This is a genomic window from Clostridium sp. ZBS15 (assembly GCF_023845705.1).
In the GTDB taxonomy this organism is placed as follows: Bacteria; Bacillota; Clostridia; order Clostridiales; family Clostridiaceae; genus Clostridium; species Clostridium aquiflavi.
In genome coordinates, this window is record NZ_JAMQHY010000093.1 from 1 (window position 1) to 7,718 (window position 7,718).

A 7,718-nucleotide genomic window follows, 5' to 3' on the forward strand; every position below is an offset into this window, starting at 1 on the left:
AGCATTCCTAAGTTCAATTATACCGCTCTCTTTGCTTATGCTTATCTCAACACTCTGCTAAAACATAGCCTTATTTTAACTTTAATTCACATAATTTAATAATAAAGGTTTTATTTCACACTATAAATTAGCAAAAATCTTAAGTATCGTATCAATAACGTAATATAGTCATATAATATTATAAATCAATATATAGTAGTGATAAAATGAGATACCTTCTAAATGTTAAACAATGTGAATTTTTAGGTAAAGGACATGAAGGAAAGGTTTATTTAACTCCCGAAGGATTTGCTTTAAAAATATTCTATAATAAAAAGAAGGCAGAAAAAGAAGTAGAAATTCTTGAAAAAACAAAAAAGAGTAGATTTTTTCCTAATGTACTGTTTATGGCTGAAAATATGGTGTTACGAGAATTCATAGAAGGTGATAATCTTTATGAGTTTTTATGTAAAAATGGATTAACCTATTCTTTATCTGTAGAGATTATAGATTTAATTGAAGATTTTAAAGTCTTAGATTTCAAAAGATTAAATATTAGAAATGCACATATATTTGTAGATAAAAACAGTAAAATTAAAGTTATAGACCCTCGAAATCCTTATAGTAAATTTACGCCCTATCCTAAGGACATTATAAAAACTTTAGTAAAATTAAACTTATTTGATAATTTTTTAAAGAACCTTTTAGATTATAAGCCTGATCTTCTTAGTTATTGGATTCACGGTTATGATTATTTTACTCTTATGTCTGAGAAAAAATTACATTGTAGATGCTACGCATGTTAAAAACAAATAAAAATACAAGAACGTACATATGTATTTCTTGTATTTTTATTCTAATTTATTATATTAAAATCTTATCTAAAAAGACTATTTGCTTTTCTCTTAAATTTAAAATATTATCCATAATAAATGAAATACTAATTAACACTATTGCTGTTTTTATAAAATAATTTAGAAGCATATACAAAGTTAAGATCTCTATTAAAATTAGTGAAAGCTTAGATTTAGTTAACGTATAAATCATTCTGTTTATATACTTGTAACTATCTTGTAACAAAAAGTATATAACTATATATTTTATTGAATTTAATATTATATTTAAATGCACAAATTTACTTATTTCTATATTTAAATATAATATATACATACTTAACAAATATACTATTCCAATGTTTATGATTTTCTTAGAACAACAAATTACTATTCCGTATTTCTTAAAATTTCTTATAACTAAAAATTTTTTATTTGACACACAACTTAGTAGATTTAACTTTTTTCCTAAAAATAACGATGCGATGTATGTTATAAATGTAGTTCCTACTGGAAGTGATATTATTAAAATGTAATATAAAACATTTTTTAATGTTTTATTTAAAAATAATAATTTATCCACATATGTTTGAGATTCTTTAAGTAGGCTATATCCTAATATATTAGAAAAGTTTATATCAATCATAACCATAACAACACATGACAGTATTGAACAATAAAATAAATCATCTAAAATTGTTTCTTTCTTTTCAACAAATATTCCACATATAAATCCTAATACCATACTTTGACTTATACAGATTCCTGAAACCACATCTCCTATAGCTAATGCTATTATTAGAATTGAAGATACACTAGATAATAATGTATATTTAAAACCACATCTTAGGTATATAAGCATAGTAATTATTGGAACCATAAAATCTAAATATCCTAAATATCCTATTCCTGTACCAATTGCTATAATGCTTATTACTACAAATACAGCTGTAAGAACTCCTGCTTCTGTCATTTTTTTTGTTTCCAATTTATTCACCTTATTTATTTAATCTAATATTGTTAGTTACTATTATATATCAACTAAACATAAATATTAAAGTAAATTTATATTCTAATTGCTTTACTTCGTATAATTTATATTTATATAGTTTTCAAAATGATAGTTTTCTTAAATACCATAAGTAAAATAAATATTTCGTTTATATAAAATATATATCTGAAAATTCTATATTGCATTTTTCTATAGTACTATCTAAATTTTTTTTATTATTAACTTTATCATCTGTTAATCTCACTGGAATTGAAAAGATAAACTCTGTTCCTTTAAGTGGATTATTCTTAGCAATTATCTTTCCACCATGCATTTCTACCAAAGATTTCACAAGAGATAAACCTATTCCTGTCCCCTCACATCTCCTATTAAGTATATTATCTGAATATTTAAATCTTTGAAAAATATTGTTTATATCTTTACTAGCTATACCTATACCATTATCTTTTATACTAATGAGTATATTTTTTCTATCTTTACTGTATTTTATTCTTATTTCTATAATTCCATCATCATTTGTATACTTTATAGCATTAGAAAGTAAATTTAACATTACAGTTTCAATTTTATTTTTATCCAAAGCCGTTATTATTTCCTCTTCACTTGTGTCAAAAATTATATTTCTAGTATTTTCTTTTATATATTCTCTTACTGACATTACTATGTCTTCAATTATTTCAACTGCATTACAATTTTGTAGTTGGAAATTACAATGACCAGAATCTATTTTAGTTATATCTATTAGATTATTTATAAGTCTTAACAGCCTATAAGAATTTCTCTTAATTCCATCTATGTACTTAATTAAATCTATTTCAGCATTTTTGAAATTATTATTTTTATCTATAAGCTGTACAGTTGCAAGTATTACATTTAAAGGTGTCTTAAATTCATGTGATATATTTGCCAGAAATTTATTTTTAAAATTTTCAATCATAACAGCTTCTTCTAGTTCTTTTTTTTCTTGCTCTAATTTTTTTTGTTCTGTAATATCTTTAGCTGCTAAAAATACATATCTTCCCTCTTCAATACAGCTCCAATTCCATTGAAATATCTTATATTCACCATTTGCACATAATACTTTAGCAATAGAATTTTCACCTTTTGCATCTTTTATAAATTTTATATATTTTCTTGCTCGCTCTCTATCATCTGGATGTACCATATCAAATACATTCATTGTTGATATTTTTTCATTACTCCATCCTGTAACATCAATAACACTTGGAGATACACACTTAAAACGTTGTTTATAATCCATTATTGCCCATAAATCTGTTGCAATTTCTAAAAAAGATTTTAATTTACTTTCATTTAATGTTCTTTTTACAAGTTCTTCTCTTAATTTATTGGTTAAAATTTTATTCTTAATTAATAATTCTAATTTCTCACATTCGTAATCGATAACACTATCATTCATATTATCTAAATTAGTATTTTCAGTATAAAAAATACTTAAAATACCTATCAATTTATTTGTATCTTTTATTGAATACATTCTAATATATCCGTAGTTTTTATTTGTGTCAATATTATTGTTTTCTATATGTTTTTTAAACCAATATGTTTCTTTTATATCTATAGCCCTGTGATCATATTTACTTGTAAGTAACTTTTCTTTAGATTGTTCATTTAATTGTGTAGTGTAATCCTCTCCTATTACAGACACATTTCCTAATTTAAATTTTAATCTTAACATATTATATTCTTCATCATATAAAAACAAAGCAATTCCATCAGACTGCGTTTCGCTATTTAAATTTATTAATACATTTTTAAAATTCTCAGTTTCTTCTTTGATACACTCATTAATATATTTATTATTTATAAGTTCTTTTGATGGTTTTAATTTTAACAAATCCTTTAAATCTTTAAAAATATATACCTCATTTTCTTCTTTACTCATTTTCTTATCCCCTTATTATAGTATCCATGGCTTTCTAGTATATATCAGAAAATTCTATATTGTATTTTTCAAACCTTGAATCTAGTCTTTTATCATAAAGATCACAAACGTCTTTATCTTCCATTTTAATTATAGGAAGATAAAATACAAATTCAGCCCCTTTTTTTATTTCCTTATTAACTTTTATTGCTCCACCATGCATCTCTATTAAAGATCTTACTATGGATAACCCAATTCCAGTCCCTTCACATCTTCTCGTAAAAACATCTCCTGATTGCTTAAATCTTCTAAATATGTTTTCTACATCTTTTTCAGGTATTCCAATGCCATCATCTTTTATCTTTACAATAACATTATTATTATCTGTATCCATACTTAAACTAACATAAATATTACCACCATTATTTGTATATTTAACTGCATTAGATAATAAGTTTAATATTATTCTTTCAATTTTATCACAATCTATTGCAAGTATAATTTCTTCTATAGTGGTATCAAATATTATATTACGATTTTTTTCATGTATATATTTGCTAGCAGATAGTACTATATTTTCAATAATACTTACAATATTACAATTTTCAAGGCTTAATTTATAAATTCCACCATCTATTTGAGTTATATCTATTAAATTGTTCACCAGTTTTAATAATCTATATGAATTTTGTTTTATTCCATTTATATACTTAAGATTTACTTTAACTTCTTCACTTAATTTATTATTTTTTAATTTATCAGATAATAACTGAACTGTACTTAAAATAACATTTAATGGTGTTTTAAATTCATGTGATACTGTTGAAAAAAATTCAGTTTTTAGACTTTCCATAGCTATTGCTTCTTCTAATCTTCTCTTCTCTTCTTCTAATTCTTTCTTTTCAGTAATATCTCTGCCAGTCAAAAGCACTGTTTTTCCCTCTTCTAAACAGCACCAATTCCATTCTATTAATTTATATTTACCATTTTTACATAGAAATCTATTAAGTAAAAATGTTCTTTTATCTTTATTAAATGAGAAATCCATTTTTTTTAATATATGTTCTCTATCATCTGGATGGGTTAAATTAACTGCATTTAAATTTTTAAATTCTTCTGATGTCCACCCAAAAGTTTTAATACAATTATCACTTACATCTTTAAAATGATAATTTGCTTGCAATATTCCCCATAAATCTGTCGAAATCTCCAAGAACGATTCTAAACGCCTTTGTATTTTTGAACGTTTGGTCATCTCTTTTTTTAATAAAGTCACATCTCTTGCAACTGCTAATTCCCAATTATACTTAGTACCAGTAGGTAATACTGTTTTATAAACTGAGAAGTACCTCTTGTTTTCATTAAATTCTACTTCTTTTATTAGATTTTCTTCAGTTACTAATACATATTCACCGTTATAATTATTTAGTTCTGTTTTTCCTATAATCTCTTTTTCTGTTTTTTTAAATGTAGTCAAAAAATATTTATTTACATATCTGTATCTATTTTTTTGATCTTTAATCCATATTAGATACGGAAAGTTATCTAATATTCTTTCTAAGTCATCTACGCTATATTTTTTATTTATAGTACAGCCTTCCATTGCTCATATTCCCCTTCATATAAATTACACAAATAAAATAATTTAATTTATTCTCTTCAACTAATCACTCTATAATTTATATAATTACATGGAGTATATATCAGAAAATTCTATATCAAACACTTCTATCTTGGAAGAAATTTTTTTATTATTATATTCGTCTAGTTTTTCTTCATCAATTTTTCTAATAGGCAAAGTAAAAATTACTTCTGTACCTTCTTCTGGGTTACTATTTATCCATATTTCTCCTCCATGCATTTCAACAATTGATTTCACTAAAGATAATCCTATTCCACTTCCCTCATAATTTTTATGCAAAGAATTTTCAACTTGTTTAAATCTTTCAAATATTTTTTCCTTATATTCTTTTGGAATTCCTATTCCATTATCCTTTACTGATATTATTACTTCATTATCATCTAAATTAGTAGAAATATTTACTTTTATTATTCCATCTTTTTCTGTATATTTTAATGCATTAGATACTAAATTTAAAATTATCCGCTCTATTTTTTCTGGATCGCAAGCAAGTATTATTTCTTCTTCATCAGTATCAAATATTATATCTCGCTCTTTATTTTTAGTATATTCTGCTACAGATAAAACAATTTCTTCAATAACATTAACTATGTTTTTATTCACCATATTAACTTTATAATGACCACCATCTATCTTAGTGATATCAATTAAATTGTTTACAAGTTTTAATAGTCTATACGAATTTTGTTTTAATCCCTTTATATACTTACACATGTTTTGTTTTTCTAATATATCGTCAAATTTTTTTATATAAGACTCCATAAGTTGCGCTGTTGTTAAAATTATGTTTAATGGTGTCTTAAATTCATGAGATAAATTTGCAAAAAACTGTGTTTTTAAACTTTCTAATGCAATTGCATTTTGTAAACGTTTATTTTCTAAGGCTAATTTATTATAATTAGTTATATCTTTACCTGTCATTATAAAAGTTTTTCCACCATTTATATAACTCCAATTCCATTCTAGAGTCCTATATTCTCCATTTTTACAAATACATCTATCTATAAAACCAACATATTTCCATTTATTATAATTGTAAGCTAAATTTAACAACTCATATATCCTAGGTAAATCATCCTTATGTATCAAATCAGTACAATTCATATTCATAAGTTCTTCCTTAGACCACCCTAATACTTTTGTCCAATTATTAGTTACTTTTATAAAAGATCCATCATTTTTTGCTATTCCGCATAAGTCAGTAGCTGTTTCTAAAAACAATTCTAATTCTTTTTCACTTTCTACACGCTTATTCAATTCTTTATTAAGTGTTGAATATAAAAATTTATTATTAATAATTATTCCTATAACATCACAAATTGATTTTATAAAATCTTCATTATTATATTTATGAATATCTTCTTCTCTGTATTGTACATTTAATACTCCAACTAATTCACGTTCACATCTTATACAATAAAATTTATTTACAGGAGTATTATTAATATCATCTTTTGATATCACTTCATTACTCTTATTCATCACTCCGCTTTTTACATAATTTTCAAATATTTCTTTTTCAGAATTATATATATATACGCTCATTCCTTGCGCACCTATTATTTTTTTAAAATCACTTATTATTTGTTTCAATCTCTCTTTATTTTTTAATTCATCATATTTGTTTTTATTACAAATATTAATTGATGCGTCTTTTATATGTGAAACTACCTTCTTCTCTGTTGTAATTTTTCTTACAACTCCACCTATTAAATTTGTTTTTTTACTACTCAAAAATGGCATATTATAAGTTTCAACACATATATCTTCTCCATCACTTTTAATTTTTCTCTTAAAATAAGCACAACTTTTTTCTTCTAATATTTTTCTTTCATTGTCTGGCCAGTTTTTCAATATCTCATTATCTTTAAAATCTGAATTCTTTTTCCCTAAAAGATTCTTTTGTTCTAAATCTAATTTCTCAGTTGCTAATTTATTAGCATACTTATACCTTCCTTCCTCATCTTTAATCCATATTATATATGGAATATTATCTAATAAGTTTTCTAAATCTTCTATTGTATATTGTCGTTTTTCTTTCTCATCTTTATTAACCATATATCTTCTCCTAATTTATTATTAAATTACAATAACCCTTATAACTTATTTTACCATATATGACTTATATAGCGAAATTTTATTTTATTTTTATCATATTTTTTATTATAAATGGAAAAAATATGTTTTAAAATGTATTTTTTATAAATTATATGTGTATTTTCTAAAAATTTTACATTTTATCGTAATTAACTATAAAAAACAAAAAACAATAATTTAAATTTACTGCCAAAAATAAAAATTATATTATGATATGTTATCATGTTAATTACTAAATAATAATTTATACTTAGAACAAAATCGCTAAGG

General features: G+C 23.5%; 5 protein-coding genes. 1 reads left to right on the plus strand and 4 read right to left on the minus strand.

Annotated features, from left to right (window positions below):
* Positions 1–206: 206 nt before the first annotated feature.
* A complete protein-coding gene (locus NG904_RS16515) occupies positions 207–785 on the plus strand; it encodes a serine/threonine protein kinase (protein WP_252212229.1) in 579 nt (192 codons plus the stop codon).
* Positions 786–843: 58 nt separating this feature from the next.
* Here NG904_RS16515 and NG904_RS16520 read toward each other — a convergent pair whose 3' ends face one another.
* The 4 genes from NG904_RS16520 to NG904_RS16535 all read right to left on the minus strand — a co-directional run bounded on the left by NG904_RS16520 (position 844) and on the right by NG904_RS16535 (position 7,409).
* Positions 844–1,800, minus strand: a complete 957-nt coding sequence (locus NG904_RS16520; RefSeq protein ID WP_252232798.1) for a DUF2232 domain-containing protein — start codon at positions 1,798–1,800, stop codon at positions 844–846.
* A gap of 172 nt (positions 1,801–1,972) precedes the next feature.
* A complete protein-coding gene (locus NG904_RS16525; protein ID WP_252232800.1) occupies positions 1,973–3,730 on the minus strand; it encodes a PAS domain-containing sensor histidine kinase in 1,758 nt (585 codons plus the stop codon).
* Positions 3,731–3,764: 34 nt separating this feature from the next.
* Entirely contained in the window at positions 3,765–5,312 is a 1,548-nt protein-coding gene (locus tag NG904_RS16530; RefSeq protein ID WP_252232802.1) for a PAS domain-containing sensor histidine kinase, read from the minus strand.
* A gap of 84 nt (positions 5,313–5,396) precedes the next feature.
* Entirely contained in the window at positions 5,397–7,409 is a 2,013-nt protein-coding gene (locus tag NG904_RS16535) for an ATP-binding protein (protein WP_252212224.1), read from the minus strand.
* Positions 7,410–7,718: the final 309 nt, after the last annotated feature.